The following is a 23,975-nucleotide window of genomic DNA, read 5'->3' as shown; positions in this document are numbered from 1 at the left end:
TCCGTCATGAAAGCACTCGCCAAACTGAAGAAGGAAACGGGCATCTGGATGGTGACCGATGCGCCGGTTCCGGAACCGGGTCACAACGATTTGCTGATTAAGATTCGCAAAACCGCTATCTGCGGTACCGATGTCCATATCTACAACTGGGATGACTGGTCGCGCAAAACCATTCCGGTACCGATGATTGTCGGTCATGAATATGTGGGGGAAGTGGTTGCGATAGGACAGGAAGTGAAAGGCTTTACGATTGGCGATCGGGTCTCGGGCGAAGGGCACATCACCTGCGGACATTGCCGTAATTGCCGTGCCGGGCGAACGCATTTATGCCGTAACACAATGGGTGTAGGCGTTAACCGCCAGGGCTGCTTTGCGGAGTATCTGGTTATCCCGGCCTTCAATGCGTTCAAAATTCCCGACAACATTTCCGATGAGCTGGCGGCAATCTTTGATCCGTTCGGCAACGCCGTGCATACCGCGCTATCGTTCGATCTGGTGGGTGAGGATGTGCTGATCTCCGGCGCGGGTCCTATCGGCATCATGGCCGCCGCGGTCTGTCGCCATGTCGGCGCACGTAACGTGGTGATCACAGACATCAATGAGTATCGTCTGTCACTGGCGCGCAAAATGGGCGTCACGCGCGCGGTCAATGTGGCGAATGAGGATCTGCGAGACGTGATGCACTCGCTGGGCATGACGGAGGGATTCGATGTCGGACTGGAGATGTCTGGTGCACCGCCTGCCTTCCGTTCATTGCTGGAGGTAATGAATCACGGAGGGCGGATTGCACTGCTGGGCATCCCGCCGGGTGAAATGGCGATCGACTGGAATCAGGTGATCTTCAAAGGGCTTTTTATCAAGGGCATTTATGGCCGGGAGATGTTTGAAACCTGGTATAAAATGGCGGCGCTGATCCAGTCCGGGCTTGATTTAACGCCGGTTATTACCCATCGCTATGGAATCGACGATTTCCAGCAGGGCTTTGATGAGATGCGTTCAGGACGCTCGGGAAAAGTGATACTGAGCTGGGATTAAAACAACGGCCGCCAGGGCGGCCGCATGATTAGCTTTGTTTTTTCTCTTCATCGGTCAGGTAGCGCACTTTGCGCGTGTAGTCCTGACCTTTAAAGTTCAGCGGCTGTTGCGGATCGGCGAGGTATTTTTGCCATTCCGACAGCGGAAAGCCGCCATGTGCGCCTACCACTTCAGGCGGGATCACCGCCGACTGACCGCCAATTTTCTTTGAGACCGGCCAGTTAGCCCATTCGCCCAGATTGACGGTTTTAATATCCAGCATGTCCAGCAACACCGCGAGCGGCAGCTGGTCAGTAGGCGGCTGGCTGTCGTTCATTAAATTCCAGGTATCATTAAACAGCGTCAGCCACAGCGGCGAAATGCGCTGCCAGACTTCACGGGTGGCAGCCAGGTAAGCCCCATTCACGTGATCCACCAGCCAGGGCCGGATACTGTGCGGGTAGTAGGCGGGGATCGCCTCTTCCGGCGCATCAGCCAGCTTGGCAATCATTTTCCCCTGACGAAAACTGGAATAGAGATGGCCGGGCTTCATCATAATCTCGGGCATCTTAAGCAGATTGAGGTCGGAATCGATCATCAGAATGCCGTCGCCTTTAGCCTGTAAGGGCGCCTGCAATTTAATCAAACGACTGCGATAGATCTGCTTGTAGCGATAGCTCTCTTCCCGATGCGGGACATCCAGCGTTGCCACGCGGGTTTTTACTGGCAGGCTGCCAAAGGCGTGAGCCGGCTGATCGCTGACAATTACGATCTCTTCAGCCTCTGTCGCAAAGCGCGCCGCAAAATCGGCACTGAGCAGGGCTTCTTCGATATAGTCCGCGCCGGTGCAGGGGATCACGACAGAAGTGACCGGTACAGTGCCCTGAACCTCTTTATGCGAATAAGGCAGGTTATGACTCGCCCTGATATGGCGATAACGGGGATTTAAAAAATTAAGCATGAGGTTTCTTTTTCACGACGCTTTGCAAAATATTCTCGACGCCGCTGATATAAGTTTCAATAGCGTACTGTTCACGTACGCGTTTCGCTGCCGCATTGATCAGGCGTTGACGTAAATCCGCATCCTGCCACAGCGCGGTCAGATGCTGGGTCAGTTGCACCACGTTGCCATAGTCAAACAGCAGCCCGGTTTCGTCATGACTGATCAATTCGGCAGTGCCGACCACGCGGGATCCCACTACGGCGGTATTCACCAGCATCGCCTCCAGCACAACCCTTGGTAAGCCCTCACTGCGTGAGGCAAGAATAAACGCATCAAAGGCGGTGAGGTAATCCAGCGCGTTGTTCTGAAAGCCCGTAAAGACCACATGCTGCTGGATGTTCTCTGCGGTAGCGAGTTGCAGCAGATGCTGAAGTTCCGGACCTGCTCCGACCACCACCATCTTCCAGTCGGCATCGGGATTAGCACGTTTAAAACGGCCCAGTGCCTGCAGAATATGGTGATTAGATTTACGCAATATCAGCGAGCCAATCGTGCCGAACACAAAGGTCGAAGGGGAGAGTTTAAAGCGCTGGCGTACTTCAAGGCGGTCGGGCAGAGGCTGGTGGATGTCGATAGCATTATTGACGGTAAAACAGCGTTCCGCATCAACACCGTGGCTGCGCAGGGTGTTATTCACGCCCTGTGACACGGCAATGATCGCCTGGCAATCCTGATTGACCATGCTGACCAGCCGCGGTTCCAGTACCGGATCGATACGGCAGTGTTGCACTACCGCAACATCCAGGCTGCGCGCCGCCAGATAACCTTCCACATTGGTGCTGGGCTGGTTATTCATATAGAGCGTGTCAAACTTTCCCAGCTGCAGCAGTGAATTGATTTTGCTGGCATTGGGCATAATGCGCCAGTGAGTATCAATCTGATCGATGGCGCGCTTCTTGAGCTTTTTATTAAAAAACAGCAGTGCCCGCGCGACTTCTTTAACAAACTTTGCCCAGCGTGGCTGCCTGATTTGCGGAATAAAAAAGACCGGGATAGCCAGCGCATTCAGCGTGGCCTCAATGGTTTCGTCGTTGCCACGGCTGTAGTTGTGATAGAAGCAGCAGGTGATATCAAACTTTTGACGATCGATACGCTTCAACAGCTCCAGCATACTGTTGGTGCCGCCGCCCCACTCTCTGCCGTTATCCAGCAGCAGGATTTTTTGTTTAATAATCGTCATCCCTATCACTGTTCCCGCACAGCACGTTATCGCCCGACCCAGGATTATAGTAATTTCTGCGTATAAATGAACGCTAAGCTGAACACTTAGCATTCATAGCAAATTCAGAACAGATTTTTTAGCGTGTTAAACAGCGGGCTGTTATTCACACTTTCAGCTATTACCGTTAAGGCTCGGGTGGCAGGAACCGACGCCAGAGGCTGTTTCGGTTTACACAGGTCTGCAGGCTGGAAGCGCGGTGTCACCGGTTTTGTCGGCGCCACAGGCGGCCGTGAGTTGCTGCGGAGTGATTCGTTCAGCAGCTGACTGGGGCGAACCAGCGTAACGTCGGCTGGCAATGTAGGTAACATCTGCTGCAGCACCCGCACGGTGTTAGGGTGGGGATGACCAATGGCAATGGCGTAACCGTCGCGCTGCGCCAGTTTCACCGCCCGACTGAACTGCTGGCGGATGGCATTAATATCCTGGCTGTCATCCAGAAATACCCGGCGTTTTAATACCCTGACCTGGGTGCCCTGTGCGGCAGGAACAGCCTGACTGTTAGCGATGGTCATGCTATCCAGAAAGTAGAGATTGTAGTGGTTCAGCGCCTGCATCACTTTCTGCATGCCAGGCAGGCTGGAGGTCATCCTGCTGCCCATATGGTTGTTCAGACCTACGGCATAAGGCACGTTGTTAACCGCATTGCGCATGATGCGGGTAACTTCTTCGCTGCTCATCTCCGGCGTTAAGGTATCTTTTTCCAGCGGCTGCTTGCTCAGCGGCGCCATGGGCAGATGGATCAACACTTCGTGACCACTCTGGTGCGCTTTGGTGGCCATTTCACGGGCATGTGGCGCGTTGGGCAAAACCGCCACTGAAATGGCCTGCGGCATCTGCAGGACCTTGTTCTCTTCGGCAGGGCGATAGCCTACGTCATCGATGACAATGGCCAGTTTGCCCGCCTGCGCAGCGTAGCTGAACAGCAGGGCGCTCAACAGAACGGGGATTTTTCGAAGTTGCAGCAAAACCTATTTTCCTAACCACGGGAGTGGATTGACGGCCTGTCCCTGACGTCGGATTTCAAAATAGAGCGACGGAGTACCGCGGCCACCACTGGTGCCCACCAGTGCGATAGGCTGTCCTGCCTTCACCTGCGTACCCACGCTCACCAGCGCACTTTGGTTATAGCCATACAAGCTCATATCGCCTTTACCATGTTCCAGCACGACCACCAGGCCGTAGCCCTGTAACCAGTCGGCCATCAGCACGCGGCCATCGGCGATAGCTTTCACCTCGGTACCTTCGCGCGCATCAATCACCAGTCCTTTCCAGCGCAGTTCACCCTGCAGCTGTTCACCAAAACGATGTTCAATGCGTCCGCGTACCGGCCACAAGGCCTGCCCGCCCGCGCGACCAAGTCCACCGGTGCGCGCCACCAGTTCGCGTTCGCTCTGGGTCGGCTGATAGCTGGAGCCTTTGGCTTTCGCCTGCGCCTGACGCTGACGCACTTTTTCCGCCTCACGCGCTTCACGGGCGGCGCGCTCGCGCGCCTCGCGTTCCGCACGGGCGATCTTATCCTGCAGACGGCTTTCGTTCTGACGCATCTCGACCAGATCGGCCTGATCTTTTTCCAGCGCGCTTTCCAGTGTCGTCAGGGTTTTTTTCCGCGCTTCGCTCGCCTGTTGCAGCTTCTGCTGCTGGCCCTGCTGCTGCGCTAATAAGCCTTTCTGCTGCTGTTGCTTCTGCTCCAGCGTGGCGCGTTGCTGAGCCAAATCCTGACGCGTCTGTTGCAGCGATTCGATACTTTTCTGGCGCGCCGCATTCAGATAGCCGAAATAGGCCAGAATACGCTCGCTGCGCTGACTCTCTTCACCGCCCATCAACAGCTGTACACCGTTGTGCTTACCCTGACGAAACGCCGCATCAAGCTGCTCTGAAAGCAGGTTTTCCTGTTGGGTTTGCTGTTTTTCAAGGCGGGCGATGGAGGTGGCAAGCTGTTTGATTTCATCATTCAGGGCGTTGAGGCTATTGCGGGTGTCACGCAACTGACGGCTCGCCTGAGCGATGATTTTTTCCTGGCTCTGCAACTGATCCAGTAATTTGCTGCGCTGCAACTTTTGCGCTTTAACGCTTTTCTCTTTTTCAGCGATGTTTTGCTGAATAGATTGCAGCTGAGATTTGCTGTCTTCTGCACTAACGGCGGCGGCAGGCAATAACAGTGCCCCCGCACAAAGCAGGCTAAGGGAGAGGCTGGACAAGTGTGTGAACAACGGCAGGTTATCGCCGTTGGAACGGGTCCTTGTGTGCGAAACGGTTGTTTTTCCCTTCATAGGCCAATGATTATTCCACGATGAACCGCCGCTTACCAGTGCTCCCCACTGGCATTTGCTTTTCCAGTTATGTCCACTTTCACAATGACATGGATTAAGCCTTACGCCATTTTTGCTATTCAGCCACTTTTTTTGGAAAATGAAGCACAAATCGATACTCTGGCCGCATAGCATCTGTACATGCGAAGTGGCGCAGGTATACTCAGAACCCTTGTTTTAGCTTATTAGCCCGGTCTGGAGTCGTTACCCCTCATGCAAGAAATTATGCAGTTTGCAAGCAATCACCCCATCCTGAGTCTGGCATGGGTCGTTTTACTCGTTCTGGTGATTGTGACTACCGTTAAAGGAATGTTCTCTAAGGTAAAAACGATCAGCCGCGGTGAAGCAACCCGCCTGATTAACAAAGAGGACGCGGTAGTTGTAGACGTGCGTTCGCGCGACGATTTCCGCAGAGGCCATATTTCAGGTGCGCTGAATGTCGCAGCCGCTGAGATTAAAAAAGGCAACATCGACGAACTGGCAAAGCATAAAGCGCAGCCCATAATTGTGGTGTGTGCAACCGGACAAAGCGCGGGTGATTCTGCTGCGCATCTCAGCGCGGCCGGCTTTGAGCGGGTTTCAGTGCTGAAAGATGGTATCAGTGGCTGGAGCGGCGAAAATCTGCCGTTAGTTCGCGGCAAATAATCTTACAGAGGTGCTGATCATGGCAAATGTTGAAGTGTATACCAAGGCGACCTGTCCTTACTGCCATCGGGCGAAGGCGCTGTTAACGCAAAAAGGCGTATCGTTTCAGGAGATCCCCATTGATGGAGACATGGCGAAACGCGAAGAGATGATCAAGCGTAGCGGCCGCACCACCGTGCCTCAGATTTTTATTGATGCGCAGCACATTGGTGGCTGCGACGACTTATTCGCACTCGATAATCGCGAAGGTTTAGATCCCTTACTGCAGGCGTAATTTTACGCCGGACAATCTCATACATAGGATTTGGTCACATGTCAGAACATAACACCAACGAAATGCAATTCCAGATTCAGCGCGTATTCACCAAAGACATCTCTTTTGAAGCGCCAAATGCACCGCAGGTTTTCCAGAAAGAGTGGGAACCGGACGTTAAACTGGATCTGGACACTGCATCTTCTCAGCTGGCTGACGAAGTTTACGAAGTGGTACTTCGTGTGACTGTAACCGCCACCGTGGGCGAAGAGACCGCTTTCCTGTGTGAAGTTCAGCAGGCCGGTATTTTCACCATCAGCGGTATTGAAGGAACGCAGATGGCACACTGCCTGGGCGCATACTGCCCGAACATCCTGTTCCCGTACGCACGCGAATGCATTACCAGCCTGGTATCACGTGGTACCTTCCCGCAGCTGAACCTGGCACCGGTTAACTTTGATGCGCTGTTCATGAACTACCTGCAGCAGCAGCAAGGTGAAGAAGGTGCTGAACCACATCAGGATGCCTGATGACAACTCACGCTTCGATTAGCGTCATCGGTGCCGGTTCATACGGCACCGCTTTGGCGATTACGCTGGCCCGCAACGGCCATCCGGTGCTGTTGTGGGGACATAACCCGGCGCATCTGGCGCAGCTTCAGACTGACCGTTGCAACACCGCTTTCCTGCCTGATGTCCCGTTCCCCGACCATCTTTCTCTTGAACCTGATCTGACCAAAGCTATTGCTGCCAGCCGCGATTTATTGATCGTGGTGCCGAGTCATGTGTTTGGCGAGGTGCTGCAGCAGATCAAGCCTCATCTGCGGTCAGACTCGCGTATTGTCTGGGCGACCAAAGGGCTGGAAAAAGAGACCGGACGTCTGCTGCAGGATGTGGCGCGGGAAATTGTCGGCGATGACATTCCGCTGGCAGTAATCTCCGGACCGACCTTTGCGAAAGAGCTGGCAGCCGGATTACCGACGGCTATCGCGCTGGCCGCAACGGATGCGCAGTTTGCTGAGGATCTGCAGCAGAAGCTGCACTGCGGTAAGAGCTTCCGCGTTTATAACAACCCTGACTTCATCGGCGTACAGCTGGGCGGCGCGGTAAAAAACGTGATTGCTATCGGGGCCGGGATCTCTGACGGGATTGGTTTTGGCGCGAATGCACGTACCGCACTGATCACCCGTGGTCTGGCTGAAATGAGCCGGCTGGGCGCCGCGCTGGGTGCCGATCCCACCACCTTTATGGGGATGGCGGGTCTGGGCGATCTGGTGCTGACCTGTACCGATAATCAGTCGCGTAACCGTCGTTTTGGCATGATGCTGGGCCAGGGCCAGGATGTAGATAGCGCGCAACGCATTATCGGACAAGTTGTAGAAGGCTACAGAAACACCAAAGAAGTCAAAGCATTGGCTGCCCGTTTTGGTGTGGAAATGCCGATCACCGAGCAGATTTATCAGGTGCTGTATTGCGAAAAACCGGCGAGAGATGCAGCATTGAGTCTGCTGGGACGAACAAGGAAGGACGAAAACAGCACTGGCTAACGCAGGACGCGTAGCATCATCACCTGCAGCGCCCATTCAGGCGCTTTTTTTATCGGGAGAAAACAGCAATGTCGTCTGATGAGTTAGAACTGGTCTGGAATAATATCAAAGCAGAAGCGCGCGCCCTGGCTGATTGTGAGCCGATGCTGGCCAGCTTCTTCCACGCGACATTGCTCAAGCATGAAAATCTCGGTAGTGCACTGAGTTATATGCTGGCCAACAAGCTGGCTAACCCGATTATGCCCGCCATCGCCATTCGTGAAATCGTTGAAGAAGCCTACCGTGAAGATCCGTCGATGATTATGTCAGCGGCGTACGATATTCAGGCGGTGCGCCAGCGTGACCCGGCAGTCGATAAATACTCCACGCCGCTGCTCTACCTCAAAGGTTTTCACGCCTTACAGGCCTACCGCATTGGTCACTGGCTGTGGAATGAAGGCCGGCGCGCGCTGGCGGTTTATCTGCAGAATGAAATTTCCGTCTCCTTTGCCGTCGATATTCATCCCGCCGCCAACATCGGCCACGGCATCATGCTCGACCATGCCACAGGCATTGTGATTGGTGAAACCGCCGTGGTTGAGAATGATGTCTCGATCCTGCAATCGGTTACGCTGGGCGGAACCGGCAAAACCAGCGGCGATCGTCACCCGAAAATCCGTGAAGGGGTGATGATTGGTGCCGGTGCGAAAGTCCTGGGCAATATTGAAGTTGGCAAGGGAGCCAAAATCGGTGCCGGTTCCGTGGTGTTACAGCCCGTGCCGCCGCACACCACTGCAGCAGGCGTACCCGCGCGAATCGTTGGTAAGCCAGGCAGTGAAAAGCCGTCGATGGATATGGATCAGCACTTTAATGGCAGCCTGGCGGGTTTTCAGTTTGGCGACGGCATCTAGTCTTTAATCAGCGCGCCCGCATAATCAAGCTGGCGCCACGCTTCATAGACCACCACCGATACGGCGTTCGACAAATTCATACTGCGGCTTTCCGCTTTCATCGGGATACGGATTTTCTGCTGAGCCGGTAACGCCGCTAAGATCTCAGCCGGAAGTCCACGGCTCTCCGGGCCAAACAGCAGATAATCGCCAGCCTGATACGCTACGGCACTGTGTGCGGGCGTACCTTTGGTCGTCAGCGCAAACAGACGCTCAGGCGACTCTGAGGCGATAAACGCCTGATAGTCGGCATGGAATTTAATGGCAGTGAATTCGTGGTAATCCAGCCCGGCGCGGCGTAAACGCTTGTCATCCCAGGCAAAACCAAGCGGCTGAATCAGATGAAGCTGAAAGCCAGTATTGGCACACAGGCGGATGATATTGCCGGTATTCGGCGGAATTTCTGGTTCAAACAAGACAATGTTAAGCATAAGGCCCCCGATGACAGGGGCCGAAGCATAACAAATTATTGACGAGCGGAGGAGTAGAGCGGCAACCAGAGGGTCAGACGCAGGCCGCCCAATGGGCTGTCATCCGCTTTAACCCAGCCGCGGTGTTGCTGCACTGCCGTTTCAACAATCGCCAGGCCAAGACCGGTGCCGCCTGATTCGCGATCGCGTGCTTCATCGGTACGGTAGAACGGCCGGAAAATCTGTTCACGATCTTCCGGACTCACGCCAGGACCATCGTCATCAACGTGTACCGTGATGCCGGAAATATCGACGGAGAAGCTGACGCTGATATGGGTGTGGGAATAGCGCAGCGCATTGCGTACGATATTTTCCAGCGCACTCTCCAGCGCATGGGGATTACCATAAAGCGGCCACGGGCCAGGCGGATAGGGAATATCCATCTTCTTGCCCATCTGCTCCGCTTCGAAGCGGGCATCTTCCAGCACCCCATTCCACAACTGATTCGCCTTCATCGCTTCGCTGACCAGCGCATTTTTATGCTGGGTGCGGGACAGCACCAGCAGATCGTTAATCATGCCATCAAGACGCTGTGCTTCCATCTCAATGCGGCCCAGTTCTTTGCCTTCACCCTGACGCCGACGCAGCAGCGCGGTAGCCAGTTGCAGACGGGTGAGCGGGGTACGAAGTTCATGGCTGATATCTGATAACAGACGTTGCTGACCGGTCATCATCCGCTCCAGCGCACTGACCATCTGGTTAAAGCTGGAACCCGCCGCCAGAAACTCCTGTGGGCCCGATTCCAGTTCCGGATGCTGACGCAGGTTTCCGCTTGCGACTTCGTCGGCAGCATATTTCAGCTTACGTGCCGGACGTGCCAGGCTCCAGGCGAGCCAGAGCAGCAGCGGTGAGCTGATGAGCATGGTGACGATAAGCAGTAACAGGGGACGGTCAAACAGCAGATTCACGAAATCGAGCTGGGAACTGTTGGCGGGACGAATCATGTAAAGCTGGTAGTTATCTTCGCCATCCCGAACGGCGAAAGGCCCTACCAGCTCAACACGACCATATTTCTTCTTCTGCGGATGATCGGCATTGTCAGACTGGCCGATAAAATTGCGGATAACCTGCATTTCGTTATGTTGCGCGCCGATCACCCGACCTTCACTCGTCACTAACAGCAGCCGCTGACCCGGCGGTGCCCACTTTTCCACTGCCCGAAACAGACGACGCCACCACATCAGATCGTTAGGGGGATCCTGTGATAGCTCTGCTTCGACGTGTTGCTCAATCATGATGCCCTGCCGCTGTTCACTCTCCAGCAGCGAGGTCATCTGTCGTGAATCGAGCTTGGGCACCATTAGCACCAGCATCAACACCAGCGCCAGCGTCAACCAGAAGATGGCGAAGATACGGGTGGTCAGACTTCCAATCATGATGCCGAAACCATCAGATAGCCGCGGCCACGTAAGGTTTTGAACCAGGGATGGCCGTCACGGCGTTCAGGCAGCTTGCGACGCAGATTGGAGATATGCATATCAATAGCGCGGTCAAAAGGCGTCAGGCGTTTGCCCAGCACTTCCTGACTCAGGTGCTCACGCGACACCACCTGGCCCAGATGCTGCGCCAGCAGATAGAGCAGGGTGAACTCCGTGCCGGTCAAATCCAGCGTGACATCATCAAAACTGGCCTCCTGACGGCCGGGATTGAGACGCAGGCAGTCCACTTCCAGCGTGGGCGAGCTATTGTCGTGTTGCTGCTGCTGTTCACTCCAGTTTGAGCGCCGCAGAATAGCGCGGATACGCGCCACCAGTTCACGATCGTTAAACGGCTTAGGCAGATAGTCATCTGCGCCCAGTTCGAGGCCCAGTACGCGATCCAGCTCGCTGCCGCGCGCCGTTAGCATGATGACGGGGGTTTGATGTTGCTGACGCAGTTCTTTCAGGGTGTCGATACCGTTTTTCTTCGGCATCATGACATCCAGTAAAAGCAGATCAATTGAGTTATCGAGCAGGTTCAGCGCTTGTTCACCATCGCTGGCTACCACCACTTCAAACCCTTCCATTTCTAACAGTTCTTTTAAAAGCGAAGTTAATTCGCGATCGTCATCTACCAACAGGATTTTATTCATTTTTGTAGCCCTCCGCAGGCAAAATACCGTGTTCCTGGCGCACCTATCCATCGCTTTACGTAGTTTTACACCCCCTGACGGATGTTTGCAGCTGTCGCCGTACACTGGCTCTCGTTGAATCGCAAAACGGAACGAACTGGAGTACACGATGCGCAAATTAACCGCCGTCGTCCTTGCCTCAGCGATGGCTCTGAGTGTCGCCAGCGCAGGTGCTAAAGATGCGACGACGATTGACGAGATGCATCATGGCGGATTGCCGACAGGCAGTATGACGCAAAATCCGCAAAGCCACATGTTCGATGGCATCGAGCTGACTGAAGAGCAACGTCAGCAGATGCGAGACCTGATGCAACAGGCCCGACATGAGCGTCCGGTCGTCCATATTGACGATATCGCAGCACTACATGAGTTAGTGACTGCAGACCAGTTTAACGAAGCGGCCATCCGCGAGAAGGCGGAAGTGATCGCCAGAGTTCAGGTTGAACAGCAGGTCGAGATGGCGCGCGTACAGAATCAAATGTTCCAGCTGCTAACGCCAGCCCAGCAGTCGGCGTTACAGCAGAATTACCAGCGGCGACTTAATGAGCTGCGACAGTTTTCGAATTTGCAGTCAGCGTCATCGCTGCAGGCAGTGAGTAGTACCAGCAGTAACCAGTAACATAGTATCCCTGTTTTCCTTGCCATAGACACATCCCTGTCTTCCCCCGCCATGATGGTGGGGGTTTTTTTTATCTTTTTTTCACTTTTTTTATTTTGACTGGAATCATCACCCCGCAATAAAACCCCTGTTTGATTAGCGCTTGTTGAGCTTTTATGGGTAAGTCTCATCGATTTCTTACTATTCAGGTCATGACTTAAATTTAAGCGTACCGGTAAGGGTTTTACCGCCTGTTAAATATTATAACTCACTGAAAGTGAATGAATTACAGGCAGGCATAGAAAACTTTAATTATATTTTTCAATGAGATAAATCCCCCGCGTTACGCTTGCCGGTTCAGGCGCACCCTCTACACTTAATCCTGTCACTGCAGGGAAGTTAAGTGTCTTTGCGAAGTCTCAGGGAGCAGCAACCACATTATGTAGTCCTGAATGAATCTATTAACGGAGTAAGTTATGGCAGAGCATCGTGGTGGTTCAGGTAATTTCGCAGATAACCCGCAAAAAGCGTCTGAAGCCGGTAAGAAAGGCGGCCAGAGTAGCGGCGGCGGAAATTTCAAAAACGATCGTGAAAAAGCATCAGAAGCCGGGAAAAAAGGCGGCAAAAAGTAGTCGCCGCCTCTTTCTCAGCCCAGACCTGGGCCTGAATGTGGCCTGGTACTGATGTGTATGACACTTTGCCCCGTCCTCCTACAGAGGCCGGGGCTTGTTTTTTTGTACCTGTCGCGCCTTCCCAAAAAAGCCTGATCCGTTGATCGACCCGCTAAGCAGTGCCCGTCTCACGATGTTAAACTTGAGCCATTCATTCATTTTGGTGCGCATCATCACTGATGCCGCACAGGGAACCTGGCATGCAACCCTCTTATGGCCGACTGGTAAAGCGTGCTGCGCTCGGCGCGACCATTCTTGCGTCTGTGCTGTTGCTCGTGAAAATTTTTGCCTGGTGGTACACCGGTTCGGTGAGTTTACTGGCTTCTCTGGTGGATTCACTGGTGGATATCGCCGCCTCGCTGACCAATCTGCTGGTGGTGCGTTATGCACTGCAGCCTGCTGACGAAGATCATACTTTCGGGCACGGCAAAGCGGAGTCGCTGGCAGCGCTGGCGCAAAGTATGTTTATTTCCGGGTCGGCGCTGTTTCTGTTTCTGACCGGCCTGCAGCATCTGGCGACGCCCAATGAGTTGCGGGCGCCCGGCGTCGGTATTGTAGTGACCGTGGTGGCGCTGAGCTCAACGCTGGTGCTGGTGGCCTTTCAGCGCTGGGTGGTTCGTAAAACCCGCAGCCAGGCGATCCGGGCTGACATGCTGCACTATCAGTCCGACGTCATCATGAATGGCGCTATTTTGGTTGCGCTGGTGCTGAGCAGCTATGGCTTTACCCGGGCGGATGCCCTGTTTGCGCTAGGCATTGGTATTTTTATTCTCTACAGCGCACTGCGTATGGGCTACGAGGCGGTTCAGTCATTGCTGGATCGCGCGTTACCGGAAGAGGAACGGCAGCAAATCCTGACGCTTGCGACAAACTGGCCGCAGGTGCAGGGCGTTCATGATCTGCGAACCCGTCAGTCCGGGCCGACCAAATTTATTCAGCTGCATCTGGAACTGGAAGATCAGCTGCCACTGGTGCAGGCGCATCGGGTAGCCGATCAGGTTGAGAAGGCGTTACGCAAAGAATTTCCCGGGTCAGACGTAATTATCCATCAGGATCCCTGTTCTGTGGTACCGTTCGAGAGAGAGGATTCTTTAGGTTTTTAACTTAAATGAATCAAATCGATACGGCAGGGATGACGTAACGCTAACATTGCTGCAAAAAATAGTGAAAAGTTGTCTGACCTGAATCAATTCAGCAGCAAGCCTTTGATATACTATCTGCCATCACGTGTCGCGCGAGTCGTAAAATGAGCTTCAGCAGCGATCGACAGGCAGGATTAACCCTTAGTTTTGAACAATCCAGAGGTTGTCATGATCAAAAAAATTGGTGTATTAACCAGCGGCGGTGACGCCCCAGGCATGAACGCAGCTATTCGTGGCGTGGTGCGTTCCGCGCTGAGTGAAGGACTGGAAGTTTTTGGGATCTATGACGGTTACCTGGGATTGTACGAAGATCGCATGATCAATCTTGATCGCTACAGCGTTTCCGACATGATTAACCGCGGCGGCACTTTCCTGGGCTCAGCACGCTTCCCTGAATTCCGTAATGAAGATGTGCGTCAGGTTGCCATTGAGAACATGAAAAAGCGCGGCATTGATGCGCTGGTTGTTATTGGTGGTGACGGTTCCTACATGGGGGCTAAGCGCCTGACTGAAATGGGCTTCCCGTGCATTGGTCTGCCAGGCACCATCGATAACGACGTTGCCGGAACGGATTACACTATCGGTTATTTCACTGCGCTGGAAACTGTGGTTGAAGCGATTGACCGCCTGCGTGATACCTCTTCATCGCATCAGCGTATTTCGATTGTGGAAGTGATGGGTCGCTACTGTGGCGATCTGACACTGGCGGCCGCCATTGCGGGTGGCTGTGAGTTCATCGTACTGCCTGAGTTCCCGTATACTCGTGAAGAGCTGGTAGCGGAAATCAAAGCGGGCATCGCCAAAGGTAAAAAGCACGCTATCGTGGCGATTACCGAGCACATCTGCGATATCGACGATCTGGCGCGTTTCATCGAAACAGAAACCAAGCGTGAAACCCGTTCTACCGTTCTGGGCCACATTCAGCGTGGCGGTGCACCTTGTGCGTATGACCGTATTCTGGCCTCACGCATGGGGGCCTACTCCATTGAACTGCTGATGCAGGGTTACGGCGGCCGTTGCGTGGGTATTCAGAACGAGAAGATGGTGCATCACGACATCGTCGACGCCATTGAAAATATGAAGCGTCCGTTCAAACGCGACTGGCTCGACACCGCGAAAAAACTCTATTAATTCCTCTTCGGGGTGTGCGACCTGGCGCGCCCCGGCACCCCGCCTCTATATTCCCCATGGTTATAACAGCTTATTTTTAATTCTTTTAGCTCTGTATTGGTTTATGTCACGCTTAGCCCATAACGACATTGGGAGAGTGCGTAATGAACAAGTGGAGTATCGGCGTTACCCTGTTGCTGGCCTCAACCAGCGTTCTGGCGAAAGACATTCAGCTGTTAAACGTTTCCTACGATCCAACGCGTGAGCTGTACGAACAGTACAACAAAGCGTTCAGTGCGCACTACAAACAGGAAACCGGCGATAATGTCGTGGTCCGTCAGTCGCATGGCGGTTCCGGTAAGCAGGCAACCTCCGTGATTAACGGCATTCGGGCGGATGTAGTCACACTGGCGTTGCAATCGGATGTTGATGCCATTGCAGAACGCGGTCGTATTGATAAAAACTGGATTCAGCGTCTGCCGGACAACTCTGCGCCCTACACCTCGACCATTGTCTTCCTGGTTCGTAAAGATAACCCTAAAGGCATCCATGACTGGAGCGACCTGACGAAGCCAGGCGTATCTGTTATTACCCCTAACCCGAAAACGTCCGGCGGCGCACGCTGGAACTATCTGGCGGCCTGGGGCTGGGCGCTGGATCATAACAACGGCGATCAGGCTAAAGCGCTGGCTTACGTCAGAGCGCTGTTTAAAAACGTTGAAGTGCAGGATTCCGGCGCACGCGGCGCAACCAACACCTTCGTTGAACGCGGGATTGGTGATGTGCTGATCGCCTGGGAAAACGAAGCCTATCTGGCGGTTAACAAGCTGGGCAAAGACAAGTTCGAGATTGTCACTCCGAGCGAATCGATTCTGGCGGAACCGACCGTGTCGGTGGTCGATAAAGTGGTAGATGAAAAGGGGACGCGTAAAGTCGCCGACGCTTATCTGAAATACCTCTACTCGCCAGAAGGCCAGACTATCGCTGCACAGAACTACTACCGTCCGCGTGATGCTGAAGTCGCGAAGAAATTCGCCAGCACCTTTGCGCCAGTGAAGCTGTTTACCATTCAGGACAAGTTTGGTGGCTGGACACAGGCTCAGAAAGCCCACTTCGCCGATGGCGGCAGCTATGACCAGGTCATGAAACCGTAATGTGTTGCGGTCAGCGCATTCCTGCGCTGACCGCTTATCCCCCACAACCACGCCTTTTCTCCTTCTCCGCCCAGCCGCTGGGTTATCTGCCAGAATTCCCCGTGACATTTTTTTCTCGCCAGGCGAGGATGCAGGCTGCTAAGCCATTCAGGAAGCGTTGTTATGCCGACACATCGTCGTGCAACCCGCCTGGTTGCGGTTCTGCTGGTACTGGTCATTGCGGGGATGCTGGCTGCCGCACTGCATTTCAAAAAGAACAGTGATGCGTTGTGGCAGATCGTCAGCGAGAAATGTCTGCCTCACCAGCAGAGTGGTGGAGAACCTGCGCCCTGTCAGCGCGTCGATCAGCGGCATCGCTATGCCATGCTGAAAGATATGCACGGGCCGTTGCAGTATCTGCTGATCCCGCTCGACAGGATCACCGGCATCGAAAGCCCGCGGTTACTGCAATCCGCTACGCCCAACTACTTTGCCCTTGCCTGGGATGAGCGGACTCTGCTTGCGCAGCGACGCGGCTCACCTATTGATGATCGGGTTCTGTCACTGGCTATCAATTCACAGTATGGCCGCACGCAGAATCAGCTCCATATTCATATCTCCTGCCTGCGACCCGATGTGCGTCAGCAGCTTGATCAGCTGACGCCGCAGCTTAGCGGGCGGTGGCAGAGCATCACGCTGCGTAAGCACCGCTACTGGCTGCGTGCATTGACCCCGGACGAGCTGACCCGGCAGAGTGCGTTTATCCGACTGGCCAATGAGCGGCCAGAGGCGCGCAGCGAGATGGGGAAATATGGGCTGGCACTGGCTGAATTAAGTGATGGACGACTGGTGCTGATGGCGATAGAGCGAAACTGGCTGCTGCTGAACAGCGGTTCGGCGGAGGAGGTACAGGATCACGCCTGTCAGCTGATAGCGCCCATAAAAAAGGCGGCTTAAGCCGCCTTTAATCGGTACGTTTACTGCTTAGGCGCTTTTTGCAGCCGCAGCAGCTTTAACGATCACAGCGAAAGCGTCCGCTTTCAGTGAAGCACCGCCAACCAGCGCGCCATCGATGTCAGGCTGGGTGAAGAGCTCAGCCGCATTTTTATCGTTAACTGAGCCGCCGTACTGGATGATGACCTGTTCTGCGATAGCCGCATCTTTCTTCGCGATATGGTCACGAATGAATTTGTGAACGGCCTGAGCCTGAGCAGGGGTGGCAGATTTGCCGGTACCGATGGCCCAGACTGGCTCATAAGCGATGACCGCATCTTTAAACGCTTCTGCGCCCTGACTTTCCAGAACGGCATCCAGCTGACGAGCGCAGACTTCTTCGGTTTTACCCGCTTCGTTTTCCGCTTCGGTTTCACCAATGCACAGCACCGGTACCAGGCCCACTGACTTCAGCACTGCGTATTTCTTCGCGATGAATTCGTCGCTCTCTTTGTGGTAAGTGCGGCGCTCTGAGTGACCGATAATGATATATTTCGCGCCGATATCTTTCAGCATCTCTGCGGAAACTTCACCGGTAAACGCACCAGACAGGTTAACGTCTACGTTCTGCGCACCCAGTGCGATGTGGCTACCGGAGATGGCGTGTTTTGCCTGCTCGAGATAGAGAGCTGGCGGTGCAATGGCGACGCCACAACCCTCAACGCCAGACAGTTCCTTGCGCAGACCAGCGATCAGTTCAGCTGTGATCTGCTTGCTGCCATTCAACTTCCAGTTACCCATAACCAGTGGATGTCGCATTCTATCCTCCGCATAAAGCGATACATGAAAAATCGCTGCCAGCTGGCAGCGTTGTCTGCCAGACAGTATAGAGATCAAATGTAGCGATGGCTTTGCTTTTCGTCATTTTCGGCCTCATCATCAGGGGCTGGCGAGCGCCAGTTTGACCGGCTCAATGGCGAAGGTCAGCCCCTTGTCGCCGTTGTCAGCCACCACAAAACGCAACGCGCCCTCGACCTGCGCAAAATAGGGTAAATCCTTACCTTGCTTCAGCAAACCCTCCAGCTTTTTACGTCCCTCATCGGCGCTCAGTCCCGGTACAAAGAAGCGCAACATGGCGGTCATGTAGGCCAGCGCTTTTTGCTGTGAGGCGTTCTGATCCGGACCTGGCAACGGTAGCCAGGTAATCTGCAGCGTCTTAATTTTGCCGGTACCGGGCTCCAGCGCGGTAGACGCATAGAGAGTTTCATTGATTTTGCTGGCGGCGCGCGTCAGGGTGCTTTTGTCACCCCGATTATCAATGGCGCGATATTCCGGCAGCATCAGCGCCCCGTTGGCCTGATTATACTTTTCGCGGAACTGGCCGATAGTCATATCAAAGGTGGGAGCGCCCGCCAGCAGATAGGGGGCGGTGGGCAACGCATCGGCCCGATCCTGCGGTGGCGGATCGGCGGCAAAGACCGGAACCGTCAGCGCAAACGATAACAGCAGTGCGCCAGGCAAATTCTTCATTTTGTCGATCCTAACCCGTAAACTCAGGCGCAAATTAAAACGGTTTTTATCCGCGAGGTCAAAACCGCAGCGGTTCTCTTCTCTCTGGATGATAATGCATGACGTTACAACAATGGTGTTTTTCCTGGCGCGGCCGGCTGGGACGACGTGATTTCTGGATCTGGCAGGCGGTCTGGTTGCTGACAACAACCCTGTTATTCGCGTTAGCGGCTAACGACTGGCTTGATACTCAGATGGCGGCCTTTGGCGTGGTCTGCCTGCTGTGGCCCGCCAGCGCGGTTATCGTTAAACGGTTGCACGATCGTAATCGCCGTGGCTACTGGGGATTTCTGGTGATTGTTGCCTGGCTGCTGGTGGCAGGGAACTGGAGCATGCTGGACGGCATACTGCCCTGGCTGTTGGGTCGCGCCATTCCGTTTGTGTTACTGGCTGGCCTGCTGCTCGATCTCGGTCTCTTTCGCGGTACCCCCGGCGCTAACCGGTTTGGTACCGCGACTCAGCCGGTGAGATACCGGCAAACGGCTCACCAGTAATGTTCGCTGGTGATATGGCCCGGCTTACGCTTCAGGTGCTTGCGCATCTCGCGCGTCTCTTTCAGTAATTGCTGGGTATCACGCACCATCTGCGGGTTGCCGCACAGCATCACATGGCTGCTGTCGGCATCCAGGCTTAACCCGGTGGCGCGCTCCAGCTCACCGTTTTCGATCAACGCCGGGACCCGGCCAGTCAGCGAACCGGCGATCTCTTCGCGACTCACCACCGTCTGGATGTGCAGCTTGCCTTGATAATGTTGTTGCAGCTGCTGCATCAGCGGCAAAAAGCTCAGGTCGGCCGCATAGCGGGCAGCATGGACCAGCACGATGTTTTCAAAGCGATCCAGCCCTTCGCCCTGCTGTAGCATCGACAGGTAGGGGCCAATAGCGGTGCCGGTTGCCAGCATCCATAAGGTTTTGCATTCAGGGACTTCATCCAGCACAAAGAATCCTGCCGCTTCTTTGGTGACCATCACCTGATCGCCAGGCCGAAGTGTCTGCAGATGTGGACTCAGTTTGCCCTCTGGCACGGTGACCAGGTAGAACTCCAGCAGATCATCTTTCGGCGCATTGACGTAAGAGTAAGCGCGCTGTACCCGCTCACCGTCGATTTCCAGTGCCAGCTTGGCAAATTGCCCGGCGATAAAGGGATCGATGGGCGCTTTTACCCGGAGACTGAACAGCGCATCCGTCCAGTTTTTCACTTCCTTTACTTCAGCATTGACCCACTCAGCCATAATCACTCCCTGGTTGTTGATTATTCAGGCAGGTCACTATTTTCGCGGCTGCCCGGTGAGATTGCCAGCCTGCGCCGGGGCAAAGGCTCTAATCGACAAACTGTTACTTTGTCTTTACAGGCTGGCCCATAAACTTGACAGGCGCAAGCCGGGACCTTTTCGCTTACCTCTCGCTTTGTCATCTAATCCTGATATTTTGCCCGCCATAACAAGATGACTGGCGGGTGAACCGCTGTTTTAACCTCCTTTCACAGAAAGAAATTTTGCATAATCATGATGACTAAACTCGAAAATCGCCCGCTGCTGGTGATGCTCATTGTGCTGGTGGCAGTAGGGCAGATGGCACAGACTATCTACGTCCCGGCGATGTCGGTGATGGCGGATGCTCTGAATGTGCGGGATGGCGCGCTGCAGCGTGTGATGGCGGCCTATCTGATGACCTATGGCGGATCCCAGCTGATCTATGGCCCGCTGTCAGACAGCATCGGTCGTCGTCCGGTGATTCTGGCGGGCATGATGATCTTTATGATCGGCGCAATCACAGCACTGATGGCGACGTCGCTCGATATGCTGGTGTTCGGCAGCGCTGTTCAGGGACTGGGCACCGGCGTAGCTGGCGTGATGGCCCGCACCATGCCGCGCGATCTCTACGAGGGGCACGCACTGCGCCGCGCTAACAGCCTGCTTAATATGGGCATTCTGGTCAGCCCGCTGCTGGCGCCGGTGATTGGTGCACTGCTGACGCAGCTCTTTGGCTGGCACGCCTGCTTTGCCTTTCTGCTGCTGCTTTGTCTGGCGGTAACCGTTTCAATGGCACGCTGGCTGCCGGAGACCCGACCGCAGAGTGCGGAAATGACACCTTTCTTTAAACGCTACGCCCGCCTGCTCAGCGACGCGAATTTCGTTCGCTACATTGTGCTGCTGATTGGCGCGCTGGCCGGGATTGCGGTATTTGAGTCGAGCTGTGGCGTTCTGCTGGGCGGCGTGCTCGGCCTGCACAGCCTGACCGTCAGCATCCTGTTCATCCTGCCGATTCCGGCAGCGTTTTTTGGTGCCTGGTTTGCCGGTCGCGAGCAGGGTTCATGGCACAGTCTGATGTGGTGGGGCGTAAATAGCTGCCTGCTGGCGGGCATCCTGATGTGGATCCCGGCATGGTTCGGCGTGATGAATATCTGGACGCTGCTGGTCCCGGCTGCGCTGTTCTTCTTTGGGGCTGGCATGCTGTTCCCGCTGGCGACTTCAGGCGCGATGGAGCCTTATGCCTGGCTGGCGGGTAGCGCGGGCGCGCTGATTGGCGGGATGCAGAATCTGGGATCGGGCCTGGTGGCGTGGCTGTCAGCCATGATGCCGCAGCGCGATCAGTTCAGCCTTGGCATGCTGATGTTCTTCACGGCGCTGGTGATGCTGCTCTGCTGGTTGCCGCTCTCACGTCAGCCGGAGCGCGGCAACCAGCCGGTTACAGGATAAAGGGATGGAGCGCCGGATCTTTACGGTCGAGATAGTGAATCGACTGAATACGGCGGATGGTGCGTGATTTACCGCGAATCAGCAGGGTCTCGCTGGTGGCGATATTGCCCTGACGCGTAATGCCTTTCAGTAGTTCGCCACTGGTAATGCCGGTGGCGGCAAACACCACGTTGTCATTGCGTGCCATCTCATTCAGCATCAGCTTTTTGCCCGCTTCAATCCCCATCTCTGCGCAGCGCTGCAGCTCCTGCTCACCCAGCAGACGGTTTTCAGCGCTGTCGCCTTTCACGTGGTGACGCGCCAGTAACCGGCCCTGCATATCCCCATCCAGCGCGCGGATCACCGCCGCAGAGACCACGCCTTCCGGTGCGCCGCCGATGCCATACATCACATCCACTTCGCTGTCCGGCATGCAGGTCAGAATGGAGGCGGCGACATCGCCATCCGGGAAGGTAAACACCCGCACGCCCAGTTGCTGCAACTGACTGATCACTGCGTCATGACGCGGCTTTGCCAGAATCGATACGGTTAGCTGTGATAGCGGCTTATTCATCGCGATGGCGATGTTACGCAGGTTGGTTTCCAGCGGCAGGTCAAGATCGATCTCTCCACGCGCTGCGGGGCCAACAATCAGTTTTTCCATGTACATGTCGGGTGCGTGCAGAAAGCTGCCCTTATCGCCTACGGCCATCACCGCCAGCGCGTTAGCCTGGCCAAGCGCCGTCATGCGGGTGCCTTCAATCGGATCGACCGCAATGTCGACCGCATCGCCGCGGCCGGTACCGACTTTTTCACCGATATAGAGCATCGGAGCTTCGTCGATTTCGCCTTCACCGATCACAATCTGACCGTCGATTTCAATGGAGTTGAGGACATGACGCATGGCATGGACAGCCGCGCCGTCAGCCGCATTTTTGTCGCCGCGTCCTAACCAGTGATAGCCTGCCAGGGCGGCAGCTTCGGTTACGCGGGAAAATTCAATGGCAAGTTCTCGTTTCATGGCATCTACCTGACAAAAAACAGGCAGGCAGTGTAACACAGCGGGGCATTGGGGCGGGGAAAATGCCCGCGACAGCAACGGTCGCGGGCATTGATATTACTCTTGTTCTTCCCACGCCTGGGCGCGGGCTACGGCTTTTTTCCAGCCAGCATAACGGAAGTTACGCTCGGTGGTTTCCAGGCTTGGACGGAATTCACGCTCAATAACTGCTTTAGAGCGGACTTCATCCAGATCCTGCCAGAAGCCGACGGCCAGACCTGCCAGATAAGCAGAACCCAGCGCGGTGACTTCACGCACTTCCGGACGCTCAACACGGGTGCCGAGGATGTCTGACTGGAACTGCATCAGGAAGTTGTTGGAAACCGCGCCACCATCGACACGCAGCGCCTGCAGGCGGGTGTTGGCATCGTTCTGCATCGCTTCCAGCACGTCGCGCGTCTGATAAGCGATAGACTCCAGCGTCGCACGGATGATGTGGTTAGCATTAGCACCACGGGTCAGGCCGAAGATAGCACCACGGGCATACGGGTCCCAGTAAGGGGCGCCCAGGCCGGTGAAAGCAGGCACCATGTAAACGCCGTTGGTGTCTTTCACTTTCATCGCAAAATATTCAGAGTCAGCAGCTTCACTGATCAGCTTCATCTCATCGCGCAGCCACTGAATAGAGGCGCCACCGATAAACACAGCCCCTTCCAGTGCATAGTTCACTTCACCGCGCGGGCCACAGGCGATAGTGGTCAGCAGGCCGTGCGTTGAAGTTACCGCTTCAGTACCGGTGTTCATCAGCATAAAGCAGCCGGTGCCGTAGGTGTTTTTCGCCATGCCAGGCTGAACACAGAGCTGGCCATACAGCGCAGCCTGCTGGTCACCGGCAATACCGGCGATTGGAATACGTGTACCGCCTTTACCACCGATGTTGGTCTGACCATAGACTTCAGAAGAGGACTTCACTTCTGGCAGCATTTCACGCGGGATATCCAGGATATCCAGCATACGCTGATCCCACTCCAGCTTATGGATGTTAAACATCATGGTACGGGAGGCGTTGGTATAGTCGGTGATATGCACGCGGCCCTGGGTCATTTTCCAGACCAGCCAGGTATCGACGGTACCAAACAGCAGCTCGCCACGTTTTGCTCGCTCACGAGAGCCTTCAACGTGATCCAGGATCCACTTCACTTTGGTTCCGGAGAAGTAAGGGTTAATCACCAGACCGGTGGTGTGCTGGATATACTCTTCCAGACCCTCTTTCTTCAGTTTGTGACAGTAGTCGGCGGTGCGGGGATCCTGCCAGACGATGGCGTTGTAGATCGGCTTACCGGTCTCTTTTTCCCAGACGATAGCGGTTTCGCGCTGGTTGGTGATACCGATTGCCGCAATCTCATCAGAGCGGATGTCGGCATGGGCCAGCACTTCAACCAGCGTTGAGCTTTGTGAAGCCCAGATATCCATTGGATCATGTTCAACCCAGCCCGCTTTCGGGTAGATCTGGGTGAATTCGCGCTGCGATACCGCGACGATATTAGAGTCGTGGTCGAGAACGACGGCGCGGGAGCTGGTTGTGCCCTGATCGAGCGCGACAATATATTTTTTATCTGTGGTAGTCATAAATTCTGTCCT

At 54.9% G+C, this 23,975-nt stretch carries 26 protein-coding genes; 14 read left to right on the top strand and 12 right to left on the bottom strand.

Annotation, left to right across the window (positions count from 1 at the left end; genetic code table 11):
• Nucleotides 1-6: 6 nt before the first annotated feature.
• Nucleotides 7-1,035: an L-threonine 3-dehydrogenase gene (tdh, locus tag GVJ63_RS20365; protein ID WP_010258251.1), complete on the top strand. Its 1,029-nt coding sequence runs from the start codon at nt 7-9 to the stop codon at nt 1,033-1,035.
• A 28-nt stretch (nt 1,036-1,063) separates the two neighbouring features.
• Here tdh and GVJ63_RS20360 read toward each other — a convergent pair whose 3' ends face one another.
• The 4 genes from GVJ63_RS20360 to envC all read right to left on the bottom strand — a co-directional run bounded on the left by GVJ63_RS20360 (nt 1,064) and on the right by envC (nt 5,509).
• Nucleotides 1,064-1,975: a hypothetical protein gene (locus GVJ63_RS20360; protein ID WP_039387216.1), complete on the bottom strand. Its 912-nt coding sequence runs from the start codon at nt 1,973-1,975 to the stop codon at nt 1,064-1,066.
• A complete protein-coding gene (locus tag GVJ63_RS20355) occupies nt 1,968-3,197 on the bottom strand; it encodes a glycosyltransferase (protein ID WP_010258244.1) in 1,230 nt (409 codons plus the stop codon). Before GVJ63_RS20355 ends, GVJ63_RS20360 begins: the two co-directional genes overlap by 8 nt.
• A gap of 104 nt (nt 3,198-3,301) precedes the next feature.
• Nucleotides 3,302-4,204, bottom strand: a complete 903-nt coding sequence (locus GVJ63_RS20350) for a divergent polysaccharide deacetylase family protein (RefSeq protein ID WP_159227302.1) — start codon at nt 4,202-4,204, stop codon at nt 3,302-3,304.
• A 3-nt stretch (nt 4,205-4,207) separates the two neighbouring features.
• Nucleotides 4,208-5,509, bottom strand: a complete 1,302-nt coding sequence (gene envC / locus GVJ63_RS20345; RefSeq protein ID WP_159227301.1) for a murein hydrolase activator EnvC — start codon at nt 5,507-5,509, stop codon at nt 4,208-4,210.
• 252 nt (nt 5,510-5,761) lie between these two features.
• On the opposite strand from envC, the gene GVJ63_RS20340 reads away from it, so the two are divergent.
• From GVJ63_RS20340 to cysE, 5 genes are all read left to right on the top strand, one after another.
• Nucleotides 5,762-6,193 carry a rhodanese-like domain-containing protein gene (locus tag GVJ63_RS20340; RefSeq protein WP_010258234.1) on the top strand — a complete coding sequence of 144 codons (432 nt, stop codon included), beginning with the start codon at nt 5,762-5,764 and terminating at the stop codon, nt 6,191-6,193.
• A gap of 19 nt (nt 6,194-6,212) precedes the next feature.
• Entirely contained in the window at nt 6,213-6,467 is a 255-nt protein-coding gene (grxC, locus tag GVJ63_RS20335; protein WP_010258231.1) for a glutaredoxin 3, read from the top strand.
• Nucleotides 6,468-6,505: 38 nt separating this feature from the next.
• Nucleotides 6,506-6,976, top strand: a complete 471-nt coding sequence (gene secB, locus GVJ63_RS20330; protein WP_010258229.1) for a protein-export chaperone SecB — start codon at nt 6,506-6,508, stop codon at nt 6,974-6,976.
• A complete protein-coding gene (gene gpsA / locus GVJ63_RS20325; protein WP_200843130.1) occupies nt 6,976-7,992 on the top strand; it encodes an NAD(P)H-dependent glycerol-3-phosphate dehydrogenase in 1,017 nt (338 codons plus the stop codon). The genes secB and gpsA overlap by 1 nt, the downstream gene beginning before the upstream one ends.
• A 68-nt stretch (nt 7,993-8,060) precedes the next feature.
• Nucleotides 8,061-8,882, top strand: coding sequence for a serine O-acetyltransferase (cysE, locus tag GVJ63_RS20320; protein ID WP_010258225.1), 822 nt, complete (start codon nt 8,061-8,063; stop codon nt 8,880-8,882).
• Here cysE and trmL read toward each other — a convergent pair.
• The 3 genes from trmL to cpxR are packed head-to-tail and all read right to left on the bottom strand — an operon-like array spanning nt 8,879 to nt 11,462.
• Nucleotides 8,879-9,352: a tRNA (uridine(34)/cytosine(34)/5-carboxymethylaminomethyluridine(34)-2'-O)-methyltransferase TrmL gene (trmL, locus tag GVJ63_RS20315; RefSeq protein WP_010258223.1), complete on the bottom strand. Its 474-nt coding sequence runs from the start codon at nt 9,350-9,352 to the stop codon at nt 8,879-8,881. The genes cysE and trmL overlap by 4 nt on opposite strands.
• Before the next feature lie 35 nt (nt 9,353-9,387).
• On the bottom strand, nt 9,388-10,767 hold the full coding sequence (gene cpxA, locus GVJ63_RS20310) for an envelope stress sensor histidine kinase CpxA (protein ID WP_010258221.1): 1,380 nt from the start codon (nt 10,765-10,767) through the stop codon (nt 9,388-9,390).
• Complete coding sequence (gene cpxR / locus GVJ63_RS20305) at nt 10,764-11,462, bottom strand: envelope stress response regulator transcription factor CpxR (RefSeq protein WP_009088062.1); 699 nt, start codon at nt 11,460-11,462, stop codon at nt 10,764-10,766. Before cpxR ends, cpxA begins: the two co-directional genes overlap by 4 nt.
• Before the next feature lie 148 nt (nt 11,463-11,610).
• Here cpxR and cpxP point away from each other — a divergent pair, with 148 nt between their 5' ends.
• The 6 genes from cpxP to GVJ63_RS20275 all read left to right on the top strand — a co-directional run bounded on the left by cpxP (nt 11,611) and on the right by GVJ63_RS20275 (nt 17,112).
• On the top strand, nt 11,611-12,120 hold the full coding sequence (cpxP, locus tag GVJ63_RS20300) for a cell-envelope stress modulator CpxP (protein ID WP_010258214.1): 510 nt from the start codon (nt 11,611-11,613) through the stop codon (nt 12,118-12,120).
• Nucleotides 12,121-12,575: 455 nt separating this feature from the next.
• The gene (locus GVJ63_RS20295) at nt 12,576-12,731 is read left to right on the top strand and encodes a general stress protein (RefSeq protein WP_010258211.1); all 156 of its coding nucleotides are present in this window, start codon (nt 12,576-12,578) and stop codon (nt 12,729-12,731) included.
• 239 nt (nt 12,732-12,970) lie between these two features.
• A complete protein-coding gene (gene fieF / locus GVJ63_RS20290; RefSeq protein ID WP_033786471.1) occupies nt 12,971-13,873 on the top strand; it encodes a CDF family cation-efflux transporter FieF in 903 nt (300 codons plus the stop codon).
• 207 nt (nt 13,874-14,080) lie between these two features.
• Nucleotides 14,081-15,043, top strand: coding sequence for a 6-phosphofructokinase (pfkA, locus tag GVJ63_RS20285; RefSeq protein WP_003851263.1), 963 nt, complete (start codon nt 14,081-14,083; stop codon nt 15,041-15,043).
• Between the two features lie 143 nt (nt 15,044-15,186).
• Nucleotides 15,187-16,176: a sulfate ABC transporter substrate-binding protein gene (locus GVJ63_RS20280; protein WP_010258203.1), complete on the top strand. Its 990-nt coding sequence runs from the start codon at nt 15,187-15,189 to the stop codon at nt 16,174-16,176.
• A 162-nt stretch (nt 16,177-16,338) separates the two neighbouring features.
• The gene (locus GVJ63_RS20275; protein ID WP_061704410.1) at nt 16,339-17,112 is read left to right on the top strand and encodes a CDP-diacylglycerol diphosphatase; all 774 of its coding nucleotides are present in this window, start codon (nt 16,339-16,341) and stop codon (nt 17,110-17,112) included.
• A gap of 27 nt (nt 17,113-17,139) precedes the next feature.
• On the opposite strand, the gene tpiA is transcribed toward GVJ63_RS20275, so the two are convergent.
• The gene (gene tpiA, locus GVJ63_RS20270) at nt 17,140-17,907 is read right to left on the bottom strand and encodes a triose-phosphate isomerase (RefSeq protein ID WP_033759211.1); all 768 of its coding nucleotides are present in this window, start codon (nt 17,905-17,907) and stop codon (nt 17,140-17,142) included.
• Between the two features lie 120 nt (nt 17,908-18,027).
• A complete protein-coding gene (locus GVJ63_RS20265; RefSeq protein ID WP_033773144.1) occupies nt 18,028-18,618 on the bottom strand; it encodes a DUF1454 family protein in 591 nt (196 codons plus the stop codon).
• A gap of 98 nt (nt 18,619-18,716) precedes the next feature.
• Here GVJ63_RS20265 and GVJ63_RS20260 point away from each other — a divergent pair, with 98 nt between their 5' ends.
• Entirely contained in the window at nt 18,717-19,151 is a 435-nt protein-coding gene (locus GVJ63_RS20260; protein WP_010258192.1) for a DUF805 domain-containing protein, read from the top strand.
• On the opposite strand, the gene fpr is transcribed toward GVJ63_RS20260, so the two are convergent.
• On the bottom strand, nt 19,142-19,888 hold the full coding sequence (gene fpr, locus GVJ63_RS20255) for a ferredoxin--NADP(+) reductase (protein WP_033786469.1): 747 nt from the start codon (nt 19,886-19,888) through the stop codon (nt 19,142-19,144). The genes GVJ63_RS20260 and fpr overlap by 10 nt on opposite strands.
• Nucleotides 19,889-20,161: 273 nt before the next feature.
• Here fpr and emrD point away from each other — a divergent pair, with 273 nt between their 5' ends.
• Entirely contained in the window at nt 20,162-21,355 is a 1,194-nt protein-coding gene (gene emrD, locus GVJ63_RS20250) for a multidrug efflux MFS transporter EmrD (RefSeq protein WP_159227300.1), read from the top strand.
• Here emrD and glpX read toward each other — a convergent pair.
• Nucleotides 21,345-22,355, bottom strand: a complete 1,011-nt coding sequence (gene glpX, locus GVJ63_RS20245) for a class II fructose-bisphosphatase (protein WP_010258186.1) — start codon at nt 22,353-22,355, stop codon at nt 21,345-21,347. The two genes, emrD and glpX, sit on opposite strands and share 11 nt — an antisense overlap.
• A gap of 96 nt (nt 22,356-22,451) precedes the next feature.
• Nucleotides 22,452-23,963, bottom strand: coding sequence for a glycerol kinase GlpK (glpK, locus tag GVJ63_RS20240; protein ID WP_010672072.1), 1,512 nt, complete (start codon nt 23,961-23,963; stop codon nt 22,452-22,454).
• Nucleotides 23,964-23,975: the final 12 nt, after the last annotated feature.

The organism is Pantoea sp. 18059, from assembly GCF_902706165.1.
Classification (GTDB): domain Bacteria; phylum Pseudomonadota; class Gammaproteobacteria; order Enterobacterales; family Enterobacteriaceae; genus Pantoea; species Pantoea agglomerans.
The sequence above is the reverse complement of the archived record's forward strand: the minus strand, read 5'-3'. Positions and strand labels throughout refer to the sequence as shown.

What these genes read in the sequence shown, in the direction of transcription:
- GVJ63_RS20265 (WP_033773144.1), bottom strand. Translation starts at nt 18,618, where the DNA reads ATGAAGAATTTGCCTGGCGCACTGCTGTTATCGTTTGCGCTGACGGTT.
- fpr (WP_033786469.1), bottom strand. Translation starts at nt 19,888, where the DNA reads ATGGCTGAGTGGGTCAATGCTGAAGTAAAGGAAGTGAAAAACTGGACG.
- cpxR (WP_009088062.1), bottom strand. Translation starts at nt 11,462, where the DNA reads ATGAATAAAATCCTGTTGGTAGATGACGATCGCGAATTAACTTCGCTT.
- gpsA (WP_200843130.1), top strand. Translation starts at nt 6,976, where the DNA reads ATGACAACTCACGCTTCGATTAGCGTCATCGGTGCCGGTTCATACGGC.
- secB (WP_010258229.1), top strand. Translation starts at nt 6,506, where the DNA reads ATGTCAGAACATAACACCAACGAAATGCAATTCCAGATTCAGCGCGTA.
- GVJ63_RS20260 (WP_010258192.1), top strand. Translation starts at nt 18,717, where the DNA reads ATGACGTTACAACAATGGTGTTTTTCCTGGCGCGGCCGGCTGGGACGA.
- GVJ63_RS20360 (WP_039387216.1), bottom strand. Translation starts at nt 1,975, where the DNA reads ATGCTTAATTTTTTAAATCCCCGTTATCGCCATATCAGGGCGAGTCAT.
- grxC (WP_010258231.1), top strand. Translation starts at nt 6,213, where the DNA reads ATGGCAAATGTTGAAGTGTATACCAAGGCGACCTGTCCTTACTGCCAT.
- emrD (WP_159227300.1), top strand. Translation starts at nt 20,162, where the DNA reads ATGATGACTAAACTCGAAAATCGCCCGCTGCTGGTGATGCTCATTGTG.
- tpiA (WP_033759211.1), bottom strand. Translation starts at nt 17,907, where the DNA reads ATGCGACATCCACTGGTTATGGGTAACTGGAAGTTGAATGGCAGCAAG.
- fieF (WP_033786471.1), top strand. Translation starts at nt 12,971, where the DNA reads ATGCAACCCTCTTATGGCCGACTGGTAAAGCGTGCTGCGCTCGGCGCG.
- GVJ63_RS20280 (WP_010258203.1), top strand. Translation starts at nt 15,187, where the DNA reads ATGAACAAGTGGAGTATCGGCGTTACCCTGTTGCTGGCCTCAACCAGC.
- GVJ63_RS20355 (WP_010258244.1), bottom strand. Translation starts at nt 3,197, where the DNA reads ATGACGATTATTAAACAAAAAATCCTGCTGCTGGATAACGGCAGAGAG.
- GVJ63_RS20275 (WP_061704410.1), top strand. Translation starts at nt 16,339, where the DNA reads ATGCCGACACATCGTCGTGCAACCCGCCTGGTTGCGGTTCTGCTGGTA.
- cpxP (WP_010258214.1), top strand. Translation starts at nt 11,611, where the DNA reads ATGCGCAAATTAACCGCCGTCGTCCTTGCCTCAGCGATGGCTCTGAGT.
- trmL (WP_010258223.1), bottom strand. Translation starts at nt 9,352, where the DNA reads ATGCTTAACATTGTCTTGTTTGAACCAGAAATTCCGCCGAATACCGGC.
- envC (WP_159227301.1), bottom strand. Translation starts at nt 5,509, where the DNA reads ATGAAGGGAAAAACAACCGTTTCGCACACAAGGACCCGTTCCAACGGC.
- cysE (WP_010258225.1), top strand. Translation starts at nt 8,061, where the DNA reads ATGTCGTCTGATGAGTTAGAACTGGTCTGGAATAATATCAAAGCAGAA.
- GVJ63_RS20340 (WP_010258234.1), top strand. Translation starts at nt 5,762, where the DNA reads ATGCAAGAAATTATGCAGTTTGCAAGCAATCACCCCATCCTGAGTCTG.
- pfkA (WP_003851263.1), top strand. Translation starts at nt 14,081, where the DNA reads ATGATCAAAAAAATTGGTGTATTAACCAGCGGCGGTGACGCCCCAGGC.
- glpX (WP_010258186.1), bottom strand. Translation starts at nt 22,355, where the DNA reads ATGAAACGAGAACTTGCCATTGAATTTTCCCGCGTAACCGAAGCTGCC.
- cpxA (WP_010258221.1), bottom strand. Translation starts at nt 10,767, where the DNA reads ATGATTGGAAGTCTGACCACCCGTATCTTCGCCATCTTCTGGTTGACG.
- glpK (WP_010672072.1), bottom strand. Translation starts at nt 23,963, where the DNA reads ATGACTACCACAGATAAAAAATATATTGTCGCGCTCGATCAGGGCACA.
- tdh (WP_010258251.1), top strand. Translation starts at nt 7, where the DNA reads ATGAAAGCACTCGCCAAACTGAAGAAGGAAACGGGCATCTGGATGGTG.
- GVJ63_RS20295 (WP_010258211.1), top strand. Translation starts at nt 12,576, where the DNA reads ATGGCAGAGCATCGTGGTGGTTCAGGTAATTTCGCAGATAACCCGCAA.